This window comes from Hyphobacterium indicum (assembly GCF_003129605.1).
In the GTDB taxonomy this organism is placed as follows: Bacteria; Pseudomonadota; Alphaproteobacteria; order Caulobacterales; family Maricaulaceae; genus Hyphobacterium; species Hyphobacterium indicum.
In genome coordinates this window covers 526570-553340 of the sequence record NZ_QBDX01000004.1, presented here as the reverse complement: position 1 = coordinate 553340, position 26771 = coordinate 526570, and the positions used below count along the sequence as shown (strand labels likewise).

At 60.4% G+C, this 26771-nt stretch carries 20 protein-coding genes; 9 read left to right on the top strand and 11 right to left on the bottom strand.

Going from position 1 to position 26771, the window contains the following annotated elements:
* Positions 1-65: 65 nt before the first annotated feature.
* On the top strand, positions 66-1466 hold the full coding sequence (locus DBR16_RS10650) for a S41 family peptidase (protein ID WP_109261234.1): 1401 nt from the start codon (positions 66-68) through the stop codon (positions 1464-1466).
* On the opposite strand, the gene DBR16_RS10645 is transcribed toward DBR16_RS10650, so the two are convergent.
* The 5 genes from DBR16_RS10645 to DBR16_RS10625 all read right to left on the bottom strand — a co-directional run bounded on the left by DBR16_RS10645 (position 1467) and on the right by DBR16_RS10625 (position 7463).
* Positions 1467-2324, bottom strand: a complete 858-nt coding sequence (locus DBR16_RS10645; protein ID WP_109261233.1) for a helix-turn-helix transcriptional regulator — start codon at positions 2322-2324, stop codon at positions 1467-1469.
* A 170-nt stretch (positions 2325-2494) separates the two neighbouring features.
* Positions 2495-3229, bottom strand: coding sequence for an SDR family NAD(P)-dependent oxidoreductase (locus tag DBR16_RS10640; RefSeq protein ID WP_109261232.1), 735 nt, complete (start codon positions 3227-3229; stop codon positions 2495-2497).
* 3 nt (positions 3230-3232) lie between these two features.
* The gene (locus tag DBR16_RS10635) at positions 3233-4639 is read right to left on the bottom strand and encodes a coniferyl aldehyde dehydrogenase (RefSeq protein WP_109261231.1); all 1407 of its coding nucleotides are present in this window, start codon (positions 4637-4639) and stop codon (positions 3233-3235) included.
* Positions 4640-4650: 11 nt separating this feature from the next.
* Entirely contained in the window at positions 4651-6255 is a 1605-nt protein-coding gene (locus DBR16_RS10630) for a GMC family oxidoreductase (protein ID WP_109261230.1), read from the bottom strand.
* 2 nt (positions 6256-6257) lie between these two features.
* Positions 6258-7463 (bottom strand): serine hydrolase domain-containing protein, encoded by a 1206-nt coding sequence (locus DBR16_RS10625; protein WP_109261229.1) that lies wholly within the window; start codon positions 7461-7463, stop codon positions 6258-6260.
* A 175-nt stretch (positions 7464-7638) separates the two neighbouring features.
* On the opposite strand from DBR16_RS10625, the gene DBR16_RS10620 reads away from it, so the two are divergent.
* The 6 genes from DBR16_RS10620 (at position 7639) to DBR16_RS10595 (ending at position 14739) form a co-directional block, all read left to right on the top strand.
* Complete coding sequence (locus tag DBR16_RS10620) at positions 7639-10191, top strand: TonB-dependent receptor (RefSeq protein WP_109261228.1); 2553 nt, start codon at positions 7639-7641, stop codon at positions 10189-10191.
* Between the two features lie 70 nt (positions 10192-10261).
* Positions 10262-10672, top strand: a complete 411-nt coding sequence (locus DBR16_RS10615; protein ID WP_109261227.1) for a hypothetical protein — start codon at positions 10262-10264, stop codon at positions 10670-10672.
* Between the two features lie 4 nt (positions 10673-10676).
* Complete coding sequence (locus DBR16_RS10610) at positions 10677-11612, top strand: sterol desaturase family protein (RefSeq protein ID WP_109261226.1); 936 nt, start codon at positions 10677-10679, stop codon at positions 11610-11612.
* Between the two features lie 94 nt (positions 11613-11706).
* Positions 11707-12813 carry a diiron oxygenase gene (locus tag DBR16_RS10605; RefSeq protein ID WP_109261225.1) on the top strand — a complete coding sequence of 369 codons (1107 nt, stop codon included), beginning with the start codon at positions 11707-11709 and terminating at the stop codon, positions 12811-12813.
* Between the two features lie 11 nt (positions 12814-12824).
* On the top strand, positions 12825-13679 hold the full coding sequence (locus tag DBR16_RS10600; protein WP_109261224.1) for an alpha/beta fold hydrolase: 855 nt from the start codon (positions 12825-12827) through the stop codon (positions 13677-13679).
* A gap of 130 nt (positions 13680-13809) precedes the next feature.
* Entirely contained in the window at positions 13810-14739 is a 930-nt protein-coding gene (locus DBR16_RS10595; RefSeq protein ID WP_109261223.1) for a hypothetical protein, read from the top strand.
* 86 nt (positions 14740-14825) lie between these two features.
* Here DBR16_RS10595 and pbpC read toward each other — a convergent pair whose 3' ends face one another.
* A complete protein-coding gene (gene pbpC, locus DBR16_RS10590) occupies positions 14826-16868 on the bottom strand; it encodes a penicillin-binding protein 1C (protein ID WP_109261222.1) in 2043 nt (680 codons plus the stop codon).
* Positions 16868-21736, bottom strand: a complete 4869-nt coding sequence (locus DBR16_RS10585; RefSeq protein ID WP_109261221.1) for an alpha-2-macroglobulin family protein — start codon at positions 21734-21736, stop codon at positions 16868-16870. The genes pbpC and DBR16_RS10585 overlap by 1 nt, the downstream gene beginning before the upstream one ends.
* Positions 21737-21907: 171 nt before the next feature.
* Between DBR16_RS10585 and DBR16_RS10580 the strand changes: the two genes are divergently transcribed.
* Together DBR16_RS10580 and DBR16_RS10575 are read left to right on the top strand one after the other, a co-directional pair.
* The gene (locus DBR16_RS10580) at positions 21908-22594 is read left to right on the top strand and encodes an SDR family NAD(P)-dependent oxidoreductase (RefSeq protein WP_109261220.1); all 687 of its coding nucleotides are present in this window, start codon (positions 21908-21910) and stop codon (positions 22592-22594) included.
* 206 nt (positions 22595-22800) lie between these two features.
* The gene (locus tag DBR16_RS10575; RefSeq protein WP_109261219.1) at positions 22801-23025 is read left to right on the top strand and encodes a hypothetical protein; all 225 of its coding nucleotides are present in this window, start codon (positions 22801-22803) and stop codon (positions 23023-23025) included.
* Here the strand turns inward: DBR16_RS10575 and DBR16_RS10570 are convergent.
* The 4 genes from DBR16_RS10570 to kdsB are packed head-to-tail and all read right to left on the bottom strand — an operon-like array spanning position 23022 to position 26762.
* Entirely contained in the window at positions 23022-24227 is a 1206-nt protein-coding gene (locus tag DBR16_RS10570) for an NAD(P)/FAD-dependent oxidoreductase (protein WP_109261218.1), read from the bottom strand. The genes DBR16_RS10575 and DBR16_RS10570 overlap by 4 nt on opposite strands.
* Positions 24224-25366, bottom strand: coding sequence for a CaiB/BaiF CoA transferase family protein (locus tag DBR16_RS10565; protein WP_109261217.1), 1143 nt, complete (start codon positions 25364-25366; stop codon positions 24224-24226). Before DBR16_RS10565 ends, DBR16_RS10570 begins: the two co-directional genes overlap by 4 nt.
* The gene (locus DBR16_RS10560) at positions 25363-25983 is read right to left on the bottom strand and encodes a histidine phosphatase family protein (protein WP_109261216.1); all 621 of its coding nucleotides are present in this window, start codon (positions 25981-25983) and stop codon (positions 25363-25365) included. Before DBR16_RS10560 ends, DBR16_RS10565 begins: the two co-directional genes overlap by 4 nt.
* Positions 25980-26762, bottom strand: coding sequence for a 3-deoxy-manno-octulosonate cytidylyltransferase (gene kdsB, locus DBR16_RS10555; RefSeq protein ID WP_109261215.1), 783 nt, complete (start codon positions 26760-26762; stop codon positions 25980-25982). Before kdsB ends, DBR16_RS10560 begins: the two co-directional genes overlap by 4 nt.
* Between the last annotated feature and the right edge of the window lie 9 nt (positions 26763-26771).

Here is a 26771-nt window from a genome sequence, read left to right as displayed (position 1 = left end):
TCCAGCCTTGCTCTTTGCTGCGCTTCTTTTGTGGGCGATCAAGCCCCCAAATTGGAGGCCTATTTATGAAATATATGATTACTTGTCTGGCGCTTCTCGGAGTTGTTGGATGCGCTGAACCGACAATCAATGGTCCTGAACTTGAAAATGGCCAAGTAGTTGAATTTACGGTCTCCACATCTGCTTATGGTGAATTGACCGCGTTGCTAGATGTGGTTCGAGATGGTAACAATCTGCAATTGCGGAGCCGAAGTAATTCGTCTGCCTATTTGGCGACGCTTCCCACTCAAGGAAGTTGGTTTTCCGAGGGAGACCTGCTGGTTATGGAAGTGCGCCATCAACACCGGCGTTCTGCCGACGAATGCCCAACTGGAAACATATATGCCGGGCGTCTAGCAAGTTTTACGGGAAATTTGAGATCAGGGTTCGGTCGCTTAAGAGTCTGTTTTGACGGTGAAAGTATCGTCGGTGATGTTGCCGACGGGCATCCCTTTTCCGGCCATGTTTCGGGGCGGATTACAAGTGAACAGCTCGCGCGCGACTATGCATATATACGCGACCGCATTGATGTTTTGTTGGAGCAACATCTATTTGATCCACGCCTCATTGCGGGCAACGAATTCGAGCGGGCGAGGGCCATAATCGATACCGCGACAATGGCGGCTCTGGATGATTTCGATTTTTCCATTGGCTATATGTTCGCTGAAACCGTAATGCCCTTCTCGCACTTTCAACTCTACCGACCGGATGGCGGGCTTGATGCTTTGCTGCAATCTCGGGCCGCGCGAGGCGTTCAGGGTGAAGCCCTGTCGTTGGAATTCGACGGTGGTATTGCGATTTTGACAGTAGATTCGTTTCTGGGTGAGCATATTGGCGGCCAAATAGACGATGCTTTCGCCGAAATAATTGAGTCTGGCGCTGACAAATTGATTGTTGATCTGCGAGCAAATTCCGGAGGTTCTACTGCTGGAGCCGTATTAGCAAACCACTTGGCACCGGTTCCTGGAACCGTTGGTGCTTTTGTATCCGCCGATTGGTATGCGGAGAACAATCATGCACCCACCGCTCGCCAGATATCAGCGGCACCAGAATGGCAAGGCGGAACATTGGATGATTTCTATGCGCAGGTCGAGCGCGAGCCCATATTCGGCGTCGCTATTCAACCATCCCCGGTTATGTTCGACGGTGAAATAATCGTTCTAATTGGGCCGCATTCTTCGAGCATGACAGAATTGGTGGCAGCAGCGCTCAGGGAATTCGATCATATCACCCTTGTCGGTGAAACGACGGCGGGAGAAATGCTGTCCAGCCGTTTTTTTGATGCCGGTGGGGGTTATGTGGTCAGGATTCCAGTCGCTGACTATTTCACGCGGGATGGTGAGCGGATCGAGGGAAATGGGGTTGAGCCGGAAGTCGAAGTGCCGGTGGACGACGCCATGGGTCGGGCTCTCGAAATGTTGCGGTAGTTAATTTTGATCCGCGTGGGCGAAGTTTATTGGCGATATGCCGTGAACATTCTTGAAGGCACGGGAGAATGACGAAACATTTTTATACCCGACTTGGTGAGCAACATCCGAGACGGGAAAATGTGTAAGGAGTTCAGCGGCGTGGTACATTCTGCGTGACAGGTGATAATTCCGCGGAGACGTACCGAATGCCCTCGTAAAAAGTGTCGTAAAATGAAATCTGGACATCCCGCAATCTGCGGCGACGCTGTCCAGATTCACCGCGCGAACGGCTCTCTGATCAATGATTGATTTTGCGTTCTTTAGTTGCTCGGTCAATCGTTTGCGCGTCGTCGGCCTTTTGACGTCAAGCCGATCCGCAAGCTCTGACTCGGCCAATAGCGTGTCCTGAAGGGCGCGCGCAATACAGGCCTGATTCTGGCGTGCTTCATTGACGCGGCCATCGGGTGATGCGGATATTTCTAAGAGGCGTTTTATCTGAATTTCGCAACCGTCCAACCAATCCCGCGTCATCTGGATTGGTGAGCCGGATAGTCCTTTCAACAAGTCCGGGCACAACTCGTCATCCGAAAAATAAATGGAAAGGCCGCAGGTCTTTCGTCCGCTTGGCGTTGAGTTGTAATTTCTTGTGCCGGCGGCGATAAAAACCGCATTGTTGGGATTGAGGCTCCATTTCCCCCATTGCGATTCGAAATCTGATCGCCCGTCGAAAACAATCCGCAATGACGAACGCTCTGCTATACTTTCGAAAGCGCAGCCATCGGTTTCCGAATAAGAAATGCCTGGCGCATACAAGCCGGAAATGGATTTCTTCTGAAAGTTGCGGATGACATACTCTGCCGCCGGTGCGCTCATCATGTTAGCTCGACACGGTTTACCATTTAGTCCTTCGCACCATTGATATCGGTGATCTCGCCTACCGCTACTCAATCGACCCAGTACACCAATGCTGCTGATTGTGGAACGGGGATTTGCGATATCGGCGTTCACAGGAAATCTAGCAGGGTTTGCGCGGATGGGGAGTCAGCTCAGCGCATAAAGCTCGCGCCATTGATGTCGATCACCGAACCTGTTGCCGATCCGCACTGGCCGGACAGAAGGAAGGCCGCCATGGCGGCGATCTCCTGCGGCTGGGCGACCCGTCCCAGCGGAATATCGGCGACCGCGGCGGCGCGCGCTTCAACCCGCGAGGGGGCCATGTCGGTCTCGATCCAGCCCGGTGTCAGCGTGTAGATCAGCGCATTGTTGTGGGCATGAGCCCGGGCCAGCGTTTTGGATGCGGCGACCAGCGCGGCTTTTGACGCCGCATATCCGGCATGATCCGGCCCGTCACCGCGATAGGCGGCGCGGGATGCGATATTGACGATGGCGCCGCCCCCTGAACCCCAGTCATTGATGGCGTTGCGCATCAGTTCGCACGGGGCCATGATATTGACTTGGAGTTGCTCGATCCAGTGCCGGTCCCAGCTTTGCGCGTTGTGCAGCGGTGTTTCGCGGTAGACGCCCGCATTGTTGACCAGGGCATCGACCTTTCCGGCCATGTTTTTTGCCTGCAGCCAAAGCCGGTCGGCCGCCCCCTTTTGCGACAGGTCGGCGGCAATGCAGCCAACCGCATCAATCTCTTTTGCGAGCTTGATCGCGGCATCCTGATTGACGTTGAAATGGAGGATGACTTTCGCCCCCGCCTTGGCGCAGGCGCGGGCCGTTTCCTTGCCGACGCCGCGGGAGGCGCCGGTGATCAATACCGTCTTGTCTGTCAGCATGGTCTATTTGTTCGCAATCATATCGAAGAGTTTGCCATAGGGCGGGGCGATCAGGCGTGACGGATGCCAGACCGGCACTTCGAGCACGCTGCGCGCATGGGTGAAGGTCTCGAAGCCGGCCTCGCCATGATAAGCGCCATAGCCGGAGGCGCCGACCCCGCCAAAGGGCAGATCCTCGACCGAATAGTGCAGCATCGTGTTGTTCACGACGGCGCCGCCGGAGATGGTGCCTTCCAGAACGCGCCGCGCGGCCTTTTTGTCTTTCGAATAGACGTAAAGGGCGAGCGGGCGGTCCCCGGCATTGACCCGTTTCATGGCATCATTGAGCCCGTTGTGCGCGAGAATGGGCAGGACGGGTCCGAAGATTTCCTCCTGCATCAGTTTGGAATCCTCGGGCGGATTGAGCACCACGGTCGGGGCGATCTTGCGCGCATTGCCGGGATCTCCGCCGCTGGCCTGAAGGATTTCCGCGCCGCCGGATCTTGCTTCCTCGATCATGGCGTTGAGGCGGTCATAATGACGGTCGGAGACGATGGCCGTGTAGTCTTCGTCTGTTGCCCAGTCCGGATAGCTTTTCTCGGCCTTGGCGATAATCGCTTCCCCAATGGGCCGCGCCTGGTCTGCCGGTGCCAGGACATAATCGGGTGCGATACAGGTCTGACCGGCATTCATGAATTTGCCGAAGCTGAGCGAGGCGGCCGCATCTTTTGCCTTGAAGCCCTGGTCGATAATCACCGGTGACTTGCCGCCCAGCTCGAGCGTGACGGGGGTGAGGTTTTCCGCGGCGGCCTTGGCGACCAGCCGGCCGACATGGGTCGAGCCCGTGTAGAGCAGGTGATCGAACGGAATTTTCGTAAAAGCCTCTCCCACAGCCGGCCCGCCCAGAAGCACTGCGACGTGGCTTTCGTCAAATTCCTCGGCCAGCATGTTGCGCATCAATTCCGACATGTTGGGCGTCAGTTCCGATGGCTTGAGCATGACCCGGCACCCGGCAGCCAGTGCGGCGAGAATGGGTGAGAAGGCCAGCTGGAAGGGATAATTCCAGGGCGAGATGATGCCGGCGACACCTCTCGGTTCGCGGCGGATATAGGCCTTGCCCGGTGCCAGATTGCCCGGAATGGAGACCTTCCTGTTCTGCATCCAGCTCCAGAGATGGCGGCGCGTGTGTTTCACTGCCGTGGTCATATAGGTGACTTCGGTGAGCTGGGTTTCGCAGCGCGAGCGTACGCCGAAGTCGGCGGCGGCCGCGTCCTTGATGGCGTCGGCATGCTTTTTTGTCAGCGCGCCGATGGCATCGATATCGCGCAGACGATCCTTGTAGCTGCGGTGGCGTTCGGCCTCGAAAGCGGCTTTCTGCGCACGGAAAACATTGTCCATGCGCTCGATCTGCCGGTTGTCCAGATCACTCATTTTTCTCTCCCTCAAGCCAGATCGCGGATCATTTCAGCGGCCTTGTCGGCCAGCATCATGGTTGGCGCATTGGTGTTTCCGCCCACCAGGCGCGGCATGGCCGACGCATCGACCACGCGCAGGCCGGTCACGCCCCTGACGCTGCAGTCCGCATCGAGCACCGCCAGTTCGCCAGCCCCCATCGCGCAGGTCGAGGTCGGATGGTAAAGCGTTTCGGCCCGCTGTCGAATATCCGCGACCAGATCGTCCCGGGAGCCGATGCTTTCAGGGTGAACCCATTCCACGAACTCGTCGCGGAACGCCGGCGCGCGCAGGATCTCGATCACCTTCTCATAGCCATCGACCAGGGCCGTCAGGTCGAAATCGGTGGCCAGATAATTGGGGTCGATGGCCGGATATTCCGCCGGATCATCGCTTTTGATCCGGATTTCGCCACGGCTTTGCGGATAGAGATGGCAGACATGCAGTGTCATGCCGTGACCCATTTTGGTCTCCTTGCCGTGATTGAGCGAATAGCCGGGAATGAAGACCAGTTGCAGATCGGGAATATCCTCCGCAACGGATGATGAAATGAAAGCGCCTCCCTGTACCGGGTTGATGGTGAAATCGCCATCGCCGCGGATCATCCAGCGCAGCACATCATAGATGTTTTTCGGCAGGCGCTGCATTGAGAGGCCAATGGCTTGCGAGGTCTTCACCGTCGCAACGGCGGCGATATCGAGATGGTCCTGCAGATTGCGTCCGACGCCGGGCAGGTCGACCTCGGGCGTGACGCCGGCGGCGCGAAGCCAGTCCGCATCGCCGATGCCGGACAGCTGCAGCAATTGCGGTGAATTGATTGCGCCGCCAGACAGGATCACCTCCTTGCGGGCCGTCAGTTCGGTCAGTGCTCCCCTGATATCAACGAGCACGCCGGTGGCCCGCTTGCCGTCGAGCCGGACCCTGTGGGCGAGCGCCTCGGTGATGACGGTGATATTGCCGCGCTCCAGTGCCGGACGCAGGAAGGCATCGGCTGCGCTCCACCGGCGCGGACCGTTCATGGTCACCTGATAGGGACCAAAGCCATATTGCTTTTCGCCGTTGAAGTCGTCGTTCTCCGGGTATTGCAGCTCGCCACCGGCTTCAAGGAAGAGCCGGGTCAGGGGGTTGAGTTTCGGGATGGACTGGACGTGAAGCGGTCCGTCATTTCCATGCAGCGGGCCGGAGAAGGCATTATTGTTTTCCTGCCGTCTGAAACGCTCCAGCGCGTCGGCCCAGTTCCAGCGCGGGTCGCCGATCATCTTGCCCCATTCGTCGAAATTTTCCGGCGCGCCGCGCATATAGTGCATGGCGTTGATGGAGGAGGATCCGCCCAGAGTCTTGCCACGCGGCCAGAACAGGCGGCGGTTGTTCAGCCGCTGCTGCGGCTCGGTTTCATAATTCCAGTTGAAGGGGCCGCCGGAGACGACCTCCTTGAGCAGCATGGGCGTGCGGATGTTGGGATGATTGTCCGACTTGCCGGCTTCGAGAATGCAGATGGTGACATCCCGGTCGCGCGACAGGTGTTCGGCCACAACACATCCCGCCGAGCCCGCGCCGACGATGATATAGTCGAATTCTGTTGCATGGTCCGTCATGACTATTCTCCCGCCACTTCAGCCGCGATGGCGCGGAAGGCGGCAAACGTCTCGGCGGTGTTCGGCCCCCATTGCGGGTCGGCGGCAAAGCGGGAAATCACCAGATTGCGTGAGGGATCGACCCAGATGTACTGGCCATAAATCCCGGCCGCAAAAAATTCGCCGCGATCGGTTTCCGGGAACCAGAAATGCAATCCATATCCCCGCAAGGGATAAGTGGCATCGGCCTCCTGGAAGGGCGCATTGGCGCGCGTGGCCATCTCGACCCAGCCTTCGGGCAGAAGGCGTTCGCCGTCCCAGACACCGTCACTGAGATAGAGCAGGCCAAGGCGGGCATAATCCACCGGCCGGGCATTGAGACAGCAATAGCCCAGCGCGACACCGTCTTCGCCCATAATGTTCTGGTTCCAGTAGGCATCACTTTCCATGCCCAGCGGCGTCCAGATCTTTTCCTGAACGATCTGATGAAGCGGCTGATCATAGATGCCGCGCAGAACAGCCGACAGCACATGGCTGGCCGAGGAGATGTAGTCGAGTTCCGTTCCGGGGTCCGTCACGCGCTCGAACTGCAGCAGGGACTGGTCGATATCGCTGCCCCAGACAAAGGGATCCGCGAACAGAACGCCGACATCCGAGTCGGGATCATCATAATCCTCCACGAAATCGATACCCGTCGACATCATCAGCAAATGCCGAAGGGATGTCTCGCCAAACGCCGATCCTTCGAACTGCGGTGCAAATTCCCGGGCCAGCTGATCGAGGCTGTCGATCCGGCCTTCCTGCAGTGCCATGGCGATCAGCGTGGCAACAAAGCTCTTGGCGACGGACCAGGAGGTCGGCCGGCTCATCTCGTCCGCCCCATTGAGATACTGCTCGTGCACAATGACCCCGTCGTGCACGACGACCAGACCCAGCGCACTGGTGAGTTCAAGATACTGGCCCAGCGACCGCGTTTCGCCGTCGAATTCGTAGGATACATCCAGCGGGCGTGTTTCGCGCGGCAGGGGATCGGGATCAGTGGCCTCGAGATCCGCATACGGGAAGTAGCTCGCCATGTTCAGCGAGACATCGATAATATTCTCCGGCTGGAAGGCCGCCTGCACTCTGGCGGGCGAATAATCCGACCAGGGCCGGAAAAACCAGCTGGCCGCAATCGAGACCAGCGCCACAATCAGCAGCAATACGCCGCCCAGAATTCTCAAAACCATAGCGGTATCATTTCCCCCCTGTTAACCCGTATCAGGCACATGACTTGCAGGTGCCGATGCATTCGGATGCTCGCCTGTTGCGCGTTCGCTACTGACAAGAGCATCGAAGTTTGATCTAGTAGGCGCAATAAAAGCTCAAGCCGCAAGAGAAACGCGGTGATCCAGGGGGAGAAATATGCAGAAATCCATTCGCGAACTGGCACTCGGTTCGACTGCGCTGGCGATGGCCGTGATTGCGGCAGCTCCGGTCTATTCACAGACAATGGACACCATTACGGTGACCGCACAACGGCGTGAAACCACGCTGCAAGACACGCCTGTGGCCGTAACGGCTGTTTCGGGCGATGTGCTGGAACAATCGCAATTGCGCGATGTACGGGACCTCCAGACACTCGTGCCGTCATTGTCGGTTTCCCAGAATGCGTCGTCTTCGAACACCAGCTTCTCCATCCGGGGCGTCGGGTCTTCGACCTTCAACTTCGGTATCGAGCCCTCGGTCGGCGTTTTTGTGGACGGCGTCTACCGTTCCCGCAACGGGGCCTCGATCGGTGACTTCCTTGGCGTGGAACGGATCGAAGTTCTGCGCGGCCCGCAGTCAACCCTGTTCGGGAAGAACACCTCTGCCGGCGTGATCAATTTCGTCACGCAGACCCCGTCGGACGATTTCGGCTATGAAGCCGAAATGACGCTGGGCGAGTTCAATCAACGGACGTTCCGCGGCATGATTGAAAGCGGTCTGGGCGAAGGCATTGCCGGCCGCCTCGACGTCAACATCAACCAGCGTGATGGTTTCATCGTCAATGTTCCGGATGGCCGGGATGTGAACGAGCGGGATCGCTGGGGCTGGCGCGGCCAGTTGTTCTTTGAACCGAATGACCGCCTGTCGCTGCGGATTATCGGTGACATGCAGCAGATTGAAGAAAATTGCTGCGCGGCTCCGTTTACGCGGGTGTCTCCTCAGAACGCCGGTGCTTTCACCATTCTCGGCGTGACCCAGTTGCCGGTGAATCCCTATTCGGGACGAATCGCGATTGATGGCAGCGTTCTGTCAGTGGTCGATAGCGGCGGTCTTTCAGCCGAGCTGAATTACGAGTTTGACGGATTTACCTTCACCTCGATCACCGCCTACCGGGCCTATGATGAAGAGCAGGATATTGACCCGGACTGGGTGGATCAGCCCTTCAACCAGCGCCGTTTCCTGGATCAGGATTACCAGACGACGACGCAGGAATTCCGGATGACCTCGACCGGTGACCGGAATGTGGATTACCTGTTCGGTGCCTATTTCTTCCACCAGAACCTGAACACGACAAACATTACCCGCCAGGGGCCGATGATCCGGCCTTTCGCCGACCTGTTCTCCGATCTGGACGGCAATCCGTTCACACCGGGCAGTGCTGTCGGTCTGGTGGAAGCGCTGTGTAACGGCCCGCAAGGCCCGTTCATTGGCGGCTGTGTGCCGGGTCAATATCTGGCGGCCGGCTCGGGTCAATCTTCGACCTTCTGGCAGAATAATGACAGCTTCGCCCTCTTTGGTCAGCTGGACTGGCATGTGAATGACCGCCTGACGATCACGGGCGGCCTTCGCTACACCAATGACGAAAAAGATGCGCGTTCGGACATCTCGATCCAGGACCCGTTTGCGGCGCTGGATTTCGTGCAGATCGGCTTCAATGCGCTGATCTTCCCGGCGGCGTTCACACAGGCAACCGGCCTGCCGTTCACGCCGGCCAACGTCAATTTCGTCCAGACGGCCAACCCGGCCGGGTTTGCGCAAATTGTTGCGGGCGCCCAGGCGGCCGCCGTGGACCCGAATGTCAATACGCTGCTGGGTCTCGGAGCCTTGCAATTCTTCCCGCCGGCTCCGGACTTCAATTCCTCGCGTTCGGACTCGAATCTCTCGGGGACGCTGATTCTCAGCTATGATGCGACGGATGACGTCAACCTCTATGCGTCCTACACGCAGGGTTACAAGGGCGGTGGTTTCGCACTCGACTCTGCCGCGGCCCGCGTGGGCAGCTTCACCTTTGACCCGGAGACGGTTACGGCCTGGGAAGTCGGTGTGAAATCGACCATTGGCGACGTGCTGATGCTGAACGCTGCTGCCTTCCGTCAGAATGTCGAGGACTTCCAGACCAACGTCTTCACCGGCTCGTCCTTCGTTCCGGACAATGCGGGCGAAATCCAGATCACCGGTCTGGAACTGGAAGCCCTGTTCCAGCCCACCGAGAGCCTGACCTTTACCGGCGGCCTGATCTGGCTGTGGGAAGACAAGTATGTCACCTTCACCGACGGTCCTTGCCCGGTATCGGATACGTCCAACTGTAACTTCCGTCCGAGCGCGACGTCACCGGCACTGGTTCCGGTGCAGGATTTGTCGGGCCGTGACCGCGGCAGCCCCGAGCTGACAGGGAACGTGACGGCGCTTTATCAACGGCCGATTTCCGACAATCTGGACTTCTTCCTGCGTGGTGAAGTCTATTTCCGCGATGACGCTTTCCTGACCACCCAGCTTGATCCGCTGCAGACGCAGGATGCCTTTACTCTGCTGAATGGCAGTGTCGGGCTGACGGCAGATGACGGCCGCTGGGAAGTTCAGGTCTGGGGCCGCAATCTGGCAGATGAGGAATATCTGCAAGGCTCCTTCGACTCGACCTTGCCAGGCAATATCAATGGCTATCCGGGCGATCCCCGGACCTATGGTGTGACCTTCCGTATCCGGAACTAGTCACGGCCTGCGACAAAAGGGAAAGGGCGGAGGTCTTGCCTCCGCCCTTTTTCATGCAGAAAATCCGGATATGACCTCGCTGATCATCATACTGGTTTCGGCCGTCGCGATTGCCGCGCTCATCGGGCTCAATGTCTGGATGGGTGGATGGACCCCGTCGCGGGTGGAGTCGCTTGAAGAGGCGGCGGCCCGGCTGAAGCAGGATTTACTGGCGTTCGAGCCTGCAGACGGGATCATCGCCAAAGATCATCGCGCTGCCATCGTTCTGGAGAAAAATACGGACAGGATCGGCCTGGTGGCCGCGCAGGGCGATATCCTGGTAACGCGGTTGATTGCGCCGGCCGACATTGCACGGGCCAGGGTTGACGATAATGTCCTGAGCCTGCGCTTTCACGATTTTACCTTTCCGGATACAAGATTTGCCTTTGATGATGCGAGTGCGGCTGCGGAATGGCAGGCGCGGCTGACGGGAGACAGATAGCGCCATGACCGACCTTCCCGATCCCATTCAGTACGCGATCCCGTTTTTCATCCTGCTGATTATTGCCGAGCTGATTTATGCGCGGCATACGGGCAAGGCGAAATTCGAACCCCGGGATTCCGGTGCCAGCCTGGCCATGGGGCTTGGAAATACGGCCGCCGGCATTGTGTTTGCCGCCGTCGGTGCCACCTGGCTGGCCTTTCTTGTGCCCTTTGCCCTCTTTGATCTGGGCTGGGCCTGGTATGTCTGGATCGTGTGCTTCGTACTGGACGATTTCGTCTATTACTGGTCACACCGCTTTGCCCATACCGTGCGCTGGTTCTGGGCGGATCACGTCACCCATCATTCCTCGCAGCATTACAATCTGACCACGGCATTGCGGCAGCCCTGGTTCAATATCTTCACCCTGAAATTCATCTGGTTCGGTGCCTGGATGATCCTTCTCGGCTTTCCGCCGGCCATGGTCGCCTTCTGTGGCGGCCTCAATCTGATCTATCAGTTCTGGATTCATACCGAAGTGATCCGGCGTCTGCCGGCCCCGATCGAGGCGGTGATGAATACGCCGTCGCACCACCGGGTCCACCATGCGACAAATCCGGTCTATCTCGACCGGAATTATGCCGGCGTCTTCATCATTTGGGACCGGATGTTCGGGACGTTCCAGGCGGAGCTGGATGAGGAGCCCTGCCGCTATGGCATTGTGCGCAATCTGGGCACTTACAACCCGCTGCGCATTGCCGTTCACGAATGGTGGGGCATCATCAAGGACGTGGCGTCCGCAAAATCTTTCAGGCATGCGCTTGCCTATATCTTCGCGCCGCCGGGCTGGTCGCCGGACGGATCCCGGCTGACGACCAGGGCGATCAAGAAAATGGCCGGCGTGGAGAAGCCGGTCCGGCCGCGCCGCGAAGCGCCGCAGGATGCCACGCCTGCGGAATAGCCGCCCCTTGCGTTTTTCGTAAATTTCGCTCACTCTCCGTGGAAGTGAACAGCGTTTACTTTCGTGAAATGCTGCACGGACCGGGGAGATTGATATGAGCCTACGCGACCTTTACCCGCTTCCGGATATCGACCCAAGCTGGACGGTTCCGCAGGAATTCGATGCGATTTTTGACTGGGAGTTTGATGAGGGCCGCAAGACCCTCATGCACCTCTATCAAAAGGGCAAGGATATGCAGTGGGATGCGGTCAACCGCATCGACTGGACGCAGGAACTCGATCCGGAAAATCCGATGGAATTGCCGGTTGAGGTGGGCGGTCTTTACGGCTCTCCGCTCTGGGAACGGATGAGCGAGAAAGACCGGATCGAGCTGACCCGGCACTCCCAGTCCTGGAATATCTCGCAGTTTCTCCAGGGCGAGCAGGCCGCGCTTTTGTGCGCAGCAAAAATCGTTCAGCAAGTGCCTGACCTGGACGCGAAATTCTATGCTGCGACCCAGGTCATGGACGAGGCGCGGCATGTTGAAGCCTACCGCATGCTGCTGAAGAAATTCGATCTTGCCTATCCGATGACCCATCCCTTGCAGGAACTGGTCGACCAGGCGCTGCGCGACAGCCGCTGGGATATGACCTATCTCGCCATGCAGGTGGTCATTGAAGGGCTGGCCCTGGCCGCATTCGGGGCGATCCGCGACATGGCCCAGAATCCGCTCGCCCGGATGGTGAACGCCTATGTCATGGAGGATGAAGCCCGACATGTGGCGTTCGGCCGGATCTCTCTTAAGGATTATTATCCGCAGTTGACGCAAGCCGAACGTGATGAGCGCGAGGAGTTTCTGGTCGAGGCGTGCTGGCTCATGCGCGGCCGGATGACCGATGCGCGCGAGGTCTACCGGGCTCTGGACCTGCCCGAGCAGGAATGTGTCGAGTATTCGGAAAACTCCGAGATCGTTAAGCTATACCGCCAGATGCTGTTCCAGCGCATTGTGCCGATCGTCAAGGATATCGGCATCTGGGGCAAGGACATACAGAAGACCTATGAAGAGATGGGGGTCCTCCAGTACGCCAATCTCGACCCCGAAGAGCTGCAACGCGATGACGAAGCCAAGGCGAAAGAGTTTGACGCAAGGCGTGCCTATGTGGAGGCCGTCGCCAAGGCCAGCGGCGAGGGCAATGTTTCAGCCGTGGGTCACGCCGAATAGCGGACTGTTTGATGAGTGATGCGCGGCCTGTCTGGCTGACGTCGAGTGACGGGCTTCGTCTCTTCGGGCGGTATTCTCCCGGCGAAAAGTCGAAGCCGCTTTGCCTTTGCCTGCATGGACTGACACGGAATTCGCGGGATTTCGAAGACTTTGCGCCGCTGCTTGCGCAGCAAGGATATCCGGTCCTCGCCGCTGACATGCGCGGCCGCGGCGAGAGCGATTATGCGGCTGATGCATCGACATACCGTCTGGACGTCTATGTCCGGGATTGCCTTGTCTGGCTCGACGAACTCGATTCCGGTGCCGCGATCTGGATCGGGTCGTCCATGGGCGGTGGCATTTCCATGTATGCCGGGGCCACCGCGCCTGAGCGCGTGAAGGGGCTGATCCTGAATGATATCGCGCCGGAGATTGATCCGCGTGGCGTTGAAAATATCCGCAAGATTGCCGGAAAAGGGGGCGTCATTCGGTCATGGGCGGATGCCGCGCAGCGCTGCCGCGACGTGAACGGTCATGTTCATCCGAAAGAGACATCGGATGAATTCTGGCTGGCCTTTGCCCGCCGCACACACCGCCAGACCGGACCGGAGGCTTTCCGGTCCGACTATGACCCGGCCATTCTTTCGGCGCTATCGGCCGGGTCTTCCCCTGAAGACCGGTGGAATGCCTTTGATCTGTTGCGTGAAATCCCCACACTTCTGGTGCGGGGGGCGCTTTCAGAACTCGTCACGCGCGAAATTGCGGACAGGATGCGGCGCCGGAAGCCGAATCTCGACCATGTCGACGTGCCGGATACGGGTCATACGCCGCTTTTGACCGAAACCGAGGCCCTGGATGCGATTTTCAATTGGCTGGAAGGGCAATAATTCACCTTACACGCGAAGTGTGCCGGGATTCCATGTCAAAAATGGGGAAAACATTAATTTTAGCTTAACTCGCGGCCCCGGCGGGTATACGGTCTGGTCATCGAAATCTGATTTTGGGGGAATGTATCCAATGCTTCGTCGTCTTCTTCTTCTCAGCGGCAGCGCCGCTTTAATCGCCGGACCTGCAGCAGGTGTTGCAGTTGCTGATGACATGTCCTGGTTCCCGTCCGAACCGCCGGCCAATGCCACGCCGGGTGAATGTTATGCGCGGGTTCGCGTCGAGCCGGTCTATGAGCCCTACACGGAAACCATCACGTCTTCGGACGCCTATGAGACCTATGATGTGGCCCCTCCGCGCCTTGAAGAGCGGATCGAAGAATATGTCCGCCGCGACGCCGGTGTCCGTTATGTTGTCCATCAGCCGGTTTATGAAACGGTGACAGAGAATGTTCTCGTCCGCCCGGCCTATACCGAATATGTCGTTCGTCCGGCCGTTCATGAGACGGTGACCGAGCAGGTTCTCGTTCGTGAACCCCGCATGGTGTGGCAGCGTGGCCGTGTGCCCGGCGCCCAGATCACCCGCTATGATCCGGAGACCGGTGAAGTCTGGTGTCTGGTTGAAGAGGCTGGCGAATATCGCACCGTGACCCGCAATGTCGTGGTGCAGCCAGCCCGGATCGACGAAATCGAGACACCGGCCGAATATGCCATGATCTCGCGTGAGGTTCTGGTTGAACAGGGCCGCGTCGAGGAAATTCCGATTCCGGCCGAGTATGATACCTATTCGGTTGAAGTCCTGACCCAGCCGGCAACGGTTGAAAGCCGTACGGTTCAGGGACGGTCTGAAACCATCACCCGCTATCGCCTCGTATCGAGCGAGCGTTATGAGTGGCGTATGATGGACTGCGAAGAAATCGAACTGCCGAATTTCGATGCACCGACTGTTGAGCGTTCACGCACACCGATGTCCTATCAGGATCATTCCGGTGGCGTCGATTTCGACAGCCATAATGACGATTACAATGGCGCGGCTCAAAGCCGTATTCTTGGCCGTCAATAGGATCTGACCCGGGCCTTCCGGCCCGGACAGTTTCAGCGCCCCGTCCGGCTTGTCCGGGCGGGGCGTTTTTCTTGCAGGTTTGTGTGTCAGCCTGCTGGCGTGATGATCCGGACCCGTGACAGGGCCGACCGGCCGCTCCCGTCTACGGCACGTACAGCATAGAAACCCGGACCTTCCGGCCGCCAGACCGGTTCTCCGGCCGCATTGGCGGGAACCGGCTGGCCATCGACATACCAGCGAAGCGGTGACCCCGCCCGCCCGGCCAGGACATAATCGCGCCCGCCCGCTTCCATCCAGACTTCGGCTTCATGCGGCGGAAAAAGGATTTCCGGGGCGGGGTCGCGATTATACCGGGCGAGCGGTTCGGGCGTTTCCTGCGCCAACAGCCACGGTTGGCGATCTTCACGCGGGGTTTCCTGCTGCGGCAGCATATCGAAGACATCAAACAGGACCGGCAAGGCGGCTTCGCGGCCCGTCTGGCCGGTGCGCGGGCGGGCATCCGCCCGGCCAACCCAGACGACGACCGTATATCCGCCGGCAATTCCGGCCGCCCAGGCATCCCGATAGCCCCAGCTTGTTCCGGTCTTGAACGCGATGGAGGGGGCGGCGCTGGTCAGGCTCGCAGGCGCCCGGCCTGACGGTTGGGGTGCGCCGCGAAGAATGGTGAGAATCTCTTCTGCCGATTCCGTGCTGACAATCTGCATACCCGGAGCATCGGTGCCGAGATCGCCCGCATTCCAGATCAGCGGACGCACTTCGCCGCCATTGGCAAGTCCCGTGTAAAGTGTTGCCAGATCCCGCACGGTCAGACCGGCTCCCCCAAGCGCGATGGCCAGCCCGGTCTCTTCGCTCGCCCCCGCGGATATGGATGGTGAGGCGCCGGCAAACCGCAGGCCGGCGGCAAAGCGGCTGGCGCCCACCGCATCGAGCGTTTCAACTGCCGGGACATTCAGTGAATGCTGCAGGGCCTCGGCGACGGTGACCTCGCCCCGGAACATGCGGTCAAAATTTTCCGGCATATAGCTGTCAAAGCGGCGCGGCGCATCGGTCAGCCGCGTCTGCGGTGTGGCCAGCCCGTCGTCGAAGGCCATGCCATAGATAAAGGGTTTGAGCGTCGATCCCGGCGAGCGGGGCCGGTTTGACAGGTCGATCCACCCGCCCGCGCGGGCGCGGCTTGCCGAGCCGACGGCCGCGCGAACGGCCCGGTTTTCATTCTCAACGACCAGAATGGCCAGTTGAACATCCGGCCCTGCGGCTTCAGCAGCGCTCGCTGCGAGACGCTCCGCTTCCAGCTGAAGTGTGTAGTCGAGCGTCGAGGTGATAACGGAGGATGATCCGTCAGATGCCGTGCGCAGAGACTGGCTGGCATGCCAGGCCAAAGCGGGAAAATCATGACGCGAGGGCACCGGTTCAGCAGCGGATTCGATTGCGATGTCGCTGGAGATGACTCCGTAATTCGCCAGTCTTTGCAATATCCGCTCTCTTCCCCGCCGGGCGTTCTCCGGCCGCAGATCCGGGCGGCGGGCTTCGGGCGCTTGCGGCAGCGCAATCAGCAAGGCGATCTGGGCCGGGGTCAGCCGGTCGGGCGCATGACCGAACCAGGCCCAGCTGGCCGACGTCACACCCTCCAGATTTCCGCCATAGGGGGTCAGGGTCAGATAGGTCTCGAGGATTTCCTGCTTGGAATACCTGGCTTCCAGCTGGAGGGCGCGCCAGACTTCCATCAGCTTGGAGCCAAGATTGCGCTGCGGCCGCGGCTCCAGCAGGCGGGCCGTTTGCATGGTCAAAGTCGAGGCGCCCGAGACGATTTCCCCGGCACGCAAGGAGTTGGCGCTGGCGCGCAGGATGGCCAGGGGGTCGACGCCCCGGTGGATTTGAAAACGTTCGTCCTCGATGGCGATCAGGGCCGCAATGAAAGCCGGGTCAATGCCGTCGAGATCGGCTGCCAGCCGCCAGCGTCCGCCCTCGACCGGGAAGGCGCGGAATATCTGACCGCGTTCATCGGTAATGATGACCGACCGGTCGGACAGCGACGGCGGGGGGAAGAGCCGATCCAGCCCTACCACTGCCATCATGGCGATCAGTGCGGCTCCCGCCGTCCAGCGCCAGGCCGTCAGGATCCGGTCCATCAGCGTTCCCGGATGACGACCTCACCTGCCGCCGTGCGGGCAAAGACATCTGTGCGGTACATGTCCTCGACCACAACGCCGGGAATGGTGAAGCGGCCCGGCGTGACGGCGCGAACCGTATAGGCATAGCGCTCCGTGCGGCGGCCATAGACCTCGATCGCGGCAACATAGCGATCGTCGCGCGCTTCCTGGATGCGAGCCGATTCGATCGTGCCCAGCCAGCTGTAGACGCCATTGGGACCGCCTTCATCCGGTTGAATAATCGACTCGATCTCGAAACCGGCGGGAAGCAGATCCGCGAGGATGAGCGGTGCGCGGCGGGATTCCGGATTGATGATCTCGAAGGAAATCACAAGCCGGTCGCCCTGCGAGATGTTCGCCAGATCCGCTTCCGACCCGTCCGTATTGCGGATCCGCTTGCTGACGAGCAGACGCGCGGCCTCCGCTTCCGGGGCCTCGGCCGGTGTGCCGCGCGCAACACGCGTCAGCCAGACCGGATTGCCGGCCTCATTGGTGAAGCTGGCACCCTGGGCCAGATCCTCCGGACTCATCGAGAAACTGCGGTCTTCAGCCTCGACGGTCACGGCGCCTTCGGCGGCAATATCGACATCGTCGCCGTCCTGCGTGAGCGCATTTGCCGCGAGCAGGAGATAGGCCATTTCCTGGGTCGTCAGGCTGTCAATCGCTGGGATTTCTGTTGCAACGCGGTCACCCAGCCTTTGTACCCGGTCCATGTCCCCGGCTTCGGCGGCAAGGGCCAGAACACCGGCCAGATCGCGGCGCGGTGTCTGATAGTAATCGCCCTCATTATTGTAGCCCAGAACGCGTTCAGCGAGATCGAAGGCATTCTGGCTGCGGGCGCGATCGCCGACCAGCGCCAATGCGGCGGCCACATGGGCCCGGGCCAGCGGGCTGGAGATCTGGTCAATGCGCTGATCGTGGAAATAACGCAGACGTCCGACATCGGCCCGGCCGGCGCGGGCCAGCACATAGAAGGCATAGGCCTGGCTGCGATCGTTCAGTCGTTGCTGGGTGTCCCGCTGCCAGGGACCGCGGCGGATATCGGTGTCATAGCCACCGGCGCGGTAGAAATCACCGCGCGAGATATGATCCAGAACCGTATATGCGCGGTCCAATGCTGCCGCCGGCACATCGTATCCGGCTGCATCGGCCCGGGCGAGGAAGTCGGTGGCATATGCCCCCAGCCAGCCGTCGGCATAGCGATCGCCCATACGCCACTGACCGATGGCGCCATCGGCGCTTTGACGGTTCAGGAGGGTCTCGACGGTCTCCCTGACGCGTTGGTGGCTCTCGGCATCGGCTTCCAGACCGGCGAGCGCCGCCATCTGCCCGGCATAGAGCAGGGGCAGGGCGCGGCTGGTCTGTTGCTCGGTACAGCCGAAGGGATAGCGGCTGAGATTCTCGTAAATCGCTGCCGCGTCCATCGGGATGGCCGAGAAGCTGAGCTGAAGCTCGGCATCGCCGGGATTGAATTCGGACAGAAGCGCCGGGTCCGGCGACCAGCTTTGGCCTGGAGTCAGAGCAATACGTTCGAAATCAGCCTGCGGCATGAAGGCCGACCGCACCTGGATCGGATAGCTGGATTCGAGTTCGATTTCCGGGCCGATCACTTCCATGGACAGTTGAGCGATACCGATATCCCCGGCAGTGATGCCGACCGTATCATCGCGGCGTTCGCCCGGTTCCATGGCCGCACCATTCTGTGGCTGGTCGAAACTGACCGGCCCGTCGCTGGAGAACATGGCGATGTAATCACCGGATTCGCCTTCGACATTGTCAATGGTCAGCGTGGCTTGTGCCTGATCTCCCGGAGACAGGAAACGTGGCAGAATGAGTTCGGCCGGGACGGGGTCGCGCACGGTCAGTGGCTGAGACGCCGACCCCAATGCCGTGTCCGACCAGGCGACCGCCATCAGGCGCAACTCGCCATTGAAGTCCGGCACCTCGATATCAACCGATGCAGTACCGTTCCCGTCAAACTCGACCGGTCCGGAAAACAGGGCAACGGTTTGGGTGGGGACGACCGTTAGACCGGCGCCGCCAATCTGGTCACCGCCGGAGCGAACCGGAGCCGCGGCACCCTGATTGGGATCCAGCAGGCGCCCGTAATCATCATATAGCGACACATCGAGCGCGCGCTGTCCGAAATACCAGTCAATCGGATCCGGCGAGTCGAAGCGCGTGAGAAGCAGAATGCCTTCATCGACCGCTGCGACCGTGACATAGGCATTGCGTGTGTTCTGGCTGGCCTCGAGATCGACACTGACGGTCTGGCGCGGCCGCACCAGCTCCGGCATGTCGAAGGCGAGATCAATCGTGCGGTCTTCAGCGCTGACCGGAATATACGCCACGCCCACGGCGCGCCGCGGCCGCGGTTGTTCGACCACGTCACGCGGTGTGTAGACCGTGACCATGACATAGGCGCCGGTACCCCAGTCATCCGTGACGGGCAGAGTGAAGCCGGTGCCGCCTTCGGGCAGGCTGATGGAATAGTTGGCGATCACACGGTCCGTGGCGACCACGATCTCGGCTTCCCCCGCATAGGGGGCTTGCAGGCTGATCTGGGCTGTATCGCCCACGGAGGGAGAGTCTTCCGGTGTGGCAATCCGCACGCGGTCCGGCGCTTCCACGCCATCCTGCGCAACACTGCCCCAGCCGACCCAGAAGCCGTAGCTGGAGGCGGCGCCATCCGGTCCTGAAACCTCCAGCCGGTAATTGCCCCAATCCAGCGGCGGTGTATTGACCGCCGTGATCTCGCCACCGGTCTGGATCACACCATCTTCAATCGGAACGGTGAAGCTGGTCCGGCGCCAGCGCCAGTTGCCGCCGCTTTCGCGATACCAGTCATAGCGGTAATCCTGCCGGGTCAGACGCCATTCCAGGCGCGCATCAACCTGTTCGCCGGCAGCATTGACGGAAACGACATTGAATGAGGTCTCTGCATCCTGGTCCGGGCGGCCTTCGAAATCCGGCTCGACGCCGATATAGAGATCGCGGGGACGATAGGGGATGCGGACATCGTCACGCACCGGCCGGCCACCGGGTTCGATGGCGGACACGACGACACGTGCGCGCAGGGGCTGGGTCGCGTCTGCACCACGATCACCGGCATTGAGGCCCAATACGGCTCTGCCCGCACCATCCGTAACGGCATCCGGCAGGTCATAGGCGATCTGCTGGAAAGCCTGATCGTGCAATCCGAAACGGTATCCGGAAAAAGCGTCAAAGGGTGACGGGTCGACTTCCAGGCGGACCTCCCCCTCGACCGGCAGACCCGCGCCCGGCGCACCATAAAGGAAGCGGACACTGGCTTCGATGCCGCGGCTTTCATTGGCTTTCAGCGGTGTTGTGTCGTCGGCGTCGAGCTCCAGCTCGATGCGCTGCGGCACAAAGTCCTCGACCGAAAAACTGGCCCGGCCAACGACGCCGAGGCCATCCAGCTCGAGTGCCAGACGCCAGATGCCGCGGGCGGCAGCGGCAGAAATATCGAAATCATGCTGAATGGCTCCCGCCATCTCCGCGTCATCAAAGCGCAGGCGGTCTGATTCAATTCCGTTTGGCGCATAAAGGATGAAGCTGCCCGCGCGATCATCAATGGCATTGGCTTCGCGGTCACGGATGAGGGCCGTTGCGTGCACGGTCTCGCCGGGGCGGTAAATGCCGCGATCCAGATAGAGGAAAGCGTCCGCTCCCTCTGGTGTGTTGCGGCCGTTGATGTTGTGTTCGGACAGATCGACGGGGGAGCGATTGAAATCGAGCACCGCAAAATCGCCATCCGGACCATAGGCGGTCAACAGGCGCGGGGCGTTTGCGCCTTCCCCATTGGTCAACGGATCGTCAAAGCGGACCCGGCCATTGGCGTCGCTTTCCACCGCCGCCAGAATTTCATTCGACTGGGCGAGGAGTTGAATCTCGGCCCCCGCCACCGGACGGCCGGTCTGGAGAGAACGGACGGTGACATCGATACCATCCTGGCCGACATAGGAAGTCAGAGCGAGATCGGTGATGATGAACCAGCGTTCGGAACGCGCAGGCTGGTTTTCATTCTCGTCCACCGAAGCATCCCGGACGCGCAGGAAATAGGCACCGGGTTCCAGAACGCCGATGGTTTCGGCCAGCGGCATGACGGTGATGACCGGCGCGTTGGGCGCTCCGGATGTATCCATCGTGCCTTCCCAGACAAGGCGGCCGACCTCGTTCGGGCTCTCTTCACCATAGAGATAGCCCCATTCATTTTCGGAGGCGGTATAGCCCTGCGTGATTTCACGGAAGACCAGGGCGCGGTCGGTGATGCGAAGGACCTCGATCTCGACCTCGTCCACATTGACCGTCTCGATCGGGATGCCATCGGCATCGATCCGCGGCAGAATCACGCCGTCACCGGAAAAGCCGACATAGGACGGCCGGTCGCCGAATTCGATGGTCGTGGTTTCTGTTGTTTGCAGAGTATCGCCCTCTGCGGAGGGCAATCCTTCCAGCAGGGCAACCTCCGGAGACTGTCCGAAGGTCAGACCGCCAAGGCAGAGCGAGGACCCGTCGATCTGCAAGGCGACATTCGCGGGCGGGTCCAGTTCGACATAGGGCGCATAGTCCACCCCGGGATCCAGGGCCTGCGAGAATACGAAACAGGCGGCGGGCTGGGCGGCGGAGACATCAATCCGGTAGCGCAGATAATCAAAACGGTCAGGATATTCCGGTTCCGGGCGGGGGGCAGACGCAGACCGGTCGGACAGTTCGATGCCCTCGCGGGCGGGTCCGCTGGCACCCGGCTCCCGTTCTCCGCAAGCGCTTAACACCAGGGCCAATGCGACGGCACCAAGGCCCAGACGGCTAAAACCGGTGGTCATGCTGAAATCTCCCTATCCCTTCCCCGAGTCCCCATACTCTCACGAGTAGAGACAAACTGCATCCCCCTGATTTATGTCATTCTGCGGGCGCAAAACGGGTCATTCGATGCCGGTTGGCTTGCAGCAGTCGATTTCCGGGCTAGTGTCCGGCGCAAATACGAGGAGGTCTCAATGTCAGGCAAGGTTATCGCGATAACAGGCGGTTTCGGCATTCTGGGGGAAGCCGCTGTCAGGCTGGCCAAAAGGCAGGGCTGGACCGTTGTCGCCATCGACCGGGCGGAAAAACCGCGCGAGACGTATCCGGACGGCGTGGACCAACGCGGCGGTGTGGATCTGACGGATGCCAAGGCTACGGCAGACCTGTTCAACGCCATTGTCGAAAAGCATGGACGCCTGGATGCGCTGCTCAACATTGCCGGCGGGTTCCGGTGGGAGACGCTGGAAGACGGATCAATCGAGAGCTGGGATTTTCTCTACAATATCAATGTAAAAACGGCGGCGACAGCGTGCAAGATGGCGTTGCCCTATCTCAAGGCCGCGCCGTCCGGCCGGATCGTCAATGTCGGCGCGGCCGGTGCCGTCAAGGCCGGTATGGGCATGGGGGCCTATGCGGCCTCCAAAGCCGGTGTGATGCGCCTGACGGAAGCTCTGGCCGAAGAGTTGAAGTCCACGGCGGTCACCGTGAATGCGGTTTTGCCGTCCATCATAGATACGCCGCAGAACCGGCAGGACATGCCCGATACCGATCCAGACATCTGGGTGAAGCCCGATGATCTGGCTGCCGTCATGCTGTTTCTGGCATCGGACGATGCCCGGGCGATCACCGGGGCGCTGCTGCCGGTGACCGGAAAGGTCTAGACGGGCAGATTCCTATTTTGTCAGTTTCGGCCGTCCTGCCTATTGCACCCGGGACCGGCATATCCACTTATACGGCATTCATCCCGCACCGGGCGTGATGTGGTGGAAAGAACAGGCGCATGGCGTCTCATCATCAGGCTTCGCAGAGTCCGTCCCAAAAACCTGCACATTTTCGAAAAAGCCTTTCAATTACAGCGCTCGCCTCAGTGATCACCGTAACCCTGCTGGTCGGGTCGGAGGCGTTTGTCGTGGCTTTCGCTTCCGCCTGGGCCATGATCGGTCTCATGCATCCCGCCGGCGCGGTCATCTGGACCTTGTATGGTCTCGCATTCATCGTCGCGATGCTGGCCACGGGCTGGTTTGCCCGTCTGGCCTGGACGTCGGAGATGCAGTCCATGCCCGCGGATGGTTCCGAAACCGGGACCGGCTAGAACGCCTGTTTCAGATCAAAGCCGGTGTCGGCGGCCTGTGCCGGCGTCAGCGTACGTGCGTCATTGGCGAGGATGCGGCGGGCTGCCATATGATCGGCGGGGGCGTTGATGGAATCGGCCGCTATCAGCTTTCCGCTCCTGAAGTAGAAGATGGAAAAACTTCTGTCCGCCTTGTTACCGCGCATGGCGGTGGTGTCGGCGCCGCCGGAAAGCCCGGCCATTTGCAGCTTGATATCGAACTGGTCTGACCAGAACCATGGCACGGCCCTGTAGGGCTCGAGCGTGCCGGTCAGTGTCCTGGCGGCGATCTTGGCCTGGTCGATCGCATTCTGAACGGATTCAAGCCGCAGGGTCTGTCCGGTCAGATAATTCGGATGCGCGGCGCAATCGCCAATGGCGACAATATCGGGATCCGATGTGCGGGCAAATTCATCGACCCGAATACCGTTTTCACAGTGCAGACCCGACGCCATCGCCAATTCCTGGCAAGGGGCCACACCGGTACCCATGACAACGAGATCGGCCGGGATCATGTCTCCATTTTTCAGCCGGATACCGCCGGGCGTGATTTCCTCCGTCAGGGTTTCAAGCAGGACCGTGCTGCCATGCTCGCGATGCAGCGCTTCGAAAAAGCGCGAAACAGGCTCGCTGACCGCGCGTTTCATCACCCTGTCGAGCGCTTCGATGATGGTGACGGTCTTGCCCGTTTTCCGTGCTGAAGCGGCCACTTCCAGACCGATGAAGCCGCCACCGATCACCGCGACACTTTGAGCGCCGGCGAGGGCTGTCTTCAGCTGCTTGGCGTCGGCCAGGGTCCGCAAAGCCAGGACATGCGGCAGATCCGTTCCGGGAATCGGGGGAATGAACACATTCGCCCCGAGACACAGCGCCAGCCTGTCATAGGGCAGGGTTTCGCTTGTATCGAGGGTGACGGTCTTGTGGGCGCGATCTATCGCGGTCACCGTCGCGCCGAAGCGTGTTTTTATATCGCGCTGCTCGTAAAAAGCATCGGGCCGCAAGGGCAGGCGGCTTTCGTCCAGCTGATCCAGAAGAAAAGCCTTTGACAGGGGCGGGCGCTGATAGGGTGCTTCGTCTTCTGTGCCGATCAGGGTGACCGGGCCTTCATGGCCTTCGCGGCGCAGGCTGTCGGCGAGCTGGATTCCGGCCTGACCGGCTCCGATAATGACAATCTGATCGCTCATTGTGCGGCCTGCACCTTTCCATCGCTGATCAGGGTGCTGATCTCGTCTTCAGAATAACCGGCCTCGGTCAGAATGGCGCGGGTATGTTCGCCCTGGAAAAAGGCGCTCGACGGTATTCCGGCCGCTGTGCCGGAAAACCGCGGCGCCGGGGCCGGCTGGGCAAAACCATCAATCTCGACAAAGGTCTGCCGGGCCGCATTGTGCGGGTGGGAGGGGGCTTCGGACATATCCAGCACCGGCGAGACGCAGGCATCGGTGGGTTCAAACACTGCGGTCCATTCCTCACGTGTCCGGCACGCAAAGGCGCGCTCGAATTCGGCCTGCATATCCGGCCAGCCCGCCGCCTCATATTGCCGGGCACACCAGCTTTCATCCAGCCCCAGCCCGCGGATCAGCTCGGCAAAGAATTGCGGCTCGATCGCGCCCACCGCCATGAATCCGTTATCGGCGGTTTCATAGCAGCGGTAGAAGGGCGTTCCGCCGTCAATGATGTTGGCTTCGCGCCGGTCCTGCCAGATGCCGGAGGCGCGCAAGGAATGAATGAGGCTCATAATGGCGGCGGATCCATCCGTCATGGCGGCATCGACGATCTGGCCCTTCCCGGTGGACTTGGCGGAGATCAGCGCCGCCATCACACCGTAGACCAGCATCAGCGAACCGCCGGCATAATCCCCGACCAGATTGAGCGGCGGGACCGGGCGATCCTTCTCGCCAATGGCGGCGAGCGCACCGGTAATCGAGATATAATTGATGTCATGCCCGGCGCGGTCCGCCAGCGGCCCGGTCTGCCCCCAGCCGGTCAGGCGGCCATAGACCAGCGCCGGATTGATGGCGTGAACAGCATCCGGACCCAGCCCGAGGCGTTCGGCCACGCCGGGCCGGAAGCCTTCAATCAGGATATCGGCCGATTCACAAAGCTTCAGGATGATACCGCTGGCACCATCTGCTTTCAGATTGACGGCAATGGACCGCTTGCCACGGCGATTGGCGTCTTTCGGGCGCACCGGATTCGGCGTTTCGGCCTTGCGGTCGACCGAAATGACGTCTGCGCCCAGATCGGCGAGCAACTGCCCGGCTAGCGGACCGGGGCCAATACCCGCCAGCTCGATGACGCGAATGCCGGTCAGCGGCCCGCTCATGACAGCTCCGGCAGCGTTTCAGGGGGCTGGTTCCAGAAGAGGGGGGTCCAGCCCCGTTCGGACAGGCGCGCTGCACAGATATGGCCGGTCTTCACTTTGGCGTCCCCCTTAAATCCGATGGCATTGTGGAAATATCGCAGAATGCCGTTCGATGTGAGGACGAGGGCCGGAAATCCGCCCGATGTCATGCCGCCCAGAACACCCAGAGCATTGGATTTCAGGGTCTGGTCATCTGGTGACCAGCCCGCATTTTCCGGCCGTTTGTGACGCTCACGCCAGTCAGGAATGGCATCGGGGCCGAAGGCCGCGCTGATTTCGCCGTCCGTCTTTCCGCCCCACTGGCCATAGTCGATCTCAGTCAGGCGGGCATCAATCTCGATGTCCGCATCCGACATGGTGATCGCCTTGACGATCTCCGCGGCGCGCCGTGTCCGCTTCAGCGGGCCGGACACAAGCCGGGCCGGGGCGACGCTCTGCTCGCGCAAGGCTTCGCCAAAAGCTGCAGCCTGCGCCTCGCCGGATTTCACCAGAGGCAGATCTTCTTTCGCGCCCACCCAGACGACCGGGTCCTCCGGACCGAATGTATTTCCGTGACGGGCCAGAAGCAGCAGGCTCATGGGACGAGTTCACCTTCGCGGGCAATGATGGCTTCGACCTCGGCGACATCGGAGGGCGCATCCACCGACCAGGCCGACCGTCCGCGATAATCCACCTCGACAATGCGGATGGGAATGCCGTTTTCCAGGGCACGCAACTGTTCCAGGCTTTCGGCCTGCTCCAGCGGGCTGGGCTCCAGCGATACGAGCCGGCGCAAGGTTTCAGCACGATAGCCATAGAGGCCGATATGCTGCCAGGTCGGCGTGCCGGCCTCCGGATTGCGCTGAAAGGGAATGACGGTTTTGGAAAAATACATGGCTTTCATATCTTTATCGAAAACGACGGTGGTGCCGCCGACTTCGCCGGCCGCTTTTGAAGCCCGGAATCGGGCCTCCGTTTCCGGGGGCATTCTGACGGCGGGCGTGGCCATTTCGATGGAGGCATCCGCGCGCATCACGACCGGCACGGCTCCGATGACCCAGGGCGGAGTCAACACGGCGTCTCCCTGCACATTGATAATGATGTCCGCCTGGCTTCCCAGGGCGTCCAATGCGGCGAGCGCGCGTTCGGTGCCATTACGGCAGGTTTCAGGCGTCATGACGGCCTTGCCGCCAAAGCTGGTGACGGCATCGGCAATGCGCGCATCATCGGTGGCGACCACGACCTCATCGACCCCCTCGGCCGCCGAGGTGTGACGCCAGACACGTTCGATCATCTGGCGGCCGGCAATGCGGGTGAGCGGCTTGCCGGGAAAGCGGGTGGAACCGTAGCGGGCGGGTATGACAGCGAGAACGGACATGAGGGCCTA

Bases quoted from the DNA above. Each gene is read 5' to 3' on its own strand.
- DBR16_RS10605 (WP_109261225.1), top strand. From the start codon at position 11,707: ATGAGCCTACGCGACCTTTACCCGCTTCCGGATATCGACCCAAGCTGG.
- DBR16_RS10635 (WP_109261231.1), bottom strand. From the start codon at position 4,639: ATGAGTGATCTGGACAACCGGCAGATCGAGCGCATGGACAATGTTTTC.
- DBR16_RS10610 (WP_109261226.1), top strand. From the start codon at position 10,677: ATGACCGACCTTCCCGATCCCATTCAGTACGCGATCCCGTTTTTCATC.
- DBR16_RS10600 (WP_109261224.1), top strand. From the start codon at position 12,825: ATGAGTGATGCGCGGCCTGTCTGGCTGACGTCGAGTGACGGGCTTCGT.
- DBR16_RS10615 (WP_109261227.1), top strand. From the start codon at position 10,262: ATGACCTCGCTGATCATCATACTGGTTTCGGCCGTCGCGATTGCCGCG.
- DBR16_RS10585 (WP_109261221.1), bottom strand. From the start codon at position 21,736: ATGACCACCGGTTTTAGCCGTCTGGGCCTTGGTGCCGTCGCATTGGCC.
- DBR16_RS10580 (WP_109261220.1), top strand. From the start codon at position 21,908: ATGTCAGGCAAGGTTATCGCGATAACAGGCGGTTTCGGCATTCTGGGG.
- DBR16_RS10625 (WP_109261229.1), bottom strand. From the start codon at position 7,463: ATGGTTTTGAGAATTCTGGGCGGCGTATTGCTGCTGATTGTGGCGCTG.
- DBR16_RS10640 (WP_109261232.1), bottom strand. From the start codon at position 3,229: ATGCTGACAGACAAGACGGTATTGATCACCGGCGCCTCCCGCGGCGTC.
- DBR16_RS10595 (WP_109261223.1), top strand. From the start codon at position 13,810: ATGCTTCGTCGTCTTCTTCTTCTCAGCGGCAGCGCCGCTTTAATCGCC.
- DBR16_RS10565 (WP_109261217.1), bottom strand. From the start codon at position 25,366: ATGAGCGGGCCGCTGACCGGCATTCGCGTCATCGAGCTGGCGGGTATT.
- kdsB (WP_109261215.1), bottom strand. From the start codon at position 26,762: ATGTCCGTTCTCGCTGTCATACCCGCCCGCTACGGTTCCACCCGCTTT.
- DBR16_RS10650 (WP_109261234.1), top strand. From the start codon at position 66: ATGAAATATATGATTACTTGTCTGGCGCTTCTCGGAGTTGTTGGATGC.
- DBR16_RS10560 (WP_109261216.1), bottom strand. From the start codon at position 25,983: ATGAGCCTGCTGCTTCTGGCCCGTCACGGAAATACATTCGGTCCGGAG.
- DBR16_RS10645 (WP_109261233.1), bottom strand. From the start codon at position 2,324: ATGATGAGCGCACCGGCGGCAGAGTATGTCATCCGCAACTTTCAGAAG.
- pbpC (WP_109261222.1), bottom strand. From the start codon at position 16,868: ATGGACCGGATCCTGACGGCCTGGCGCTGGACGGCGGGAGCCGCACTG.
- DBR16_RS10630 (WP_109261230.1), bottom strand. From the start codon at position 6,255: ATGACGGACCATGCAACAGAATTCGACTATATCATCGTCGGCGCGGGC.
- DBR16_RS10570 (WP_109261218.1), bottom strand. From the start codon at position 24,227: ATGAGCGATCAGATTGTCATTATCGGAGCCGGTCAGGCCGGAATCCAG.
- DBR16_RS10620 (WP_109261228.1), top strand. From the start codon at position 7,639: ATGCAGAAATCCATTCGCGAACTGGCACTCGGTTCGACTGCGCTGGCG.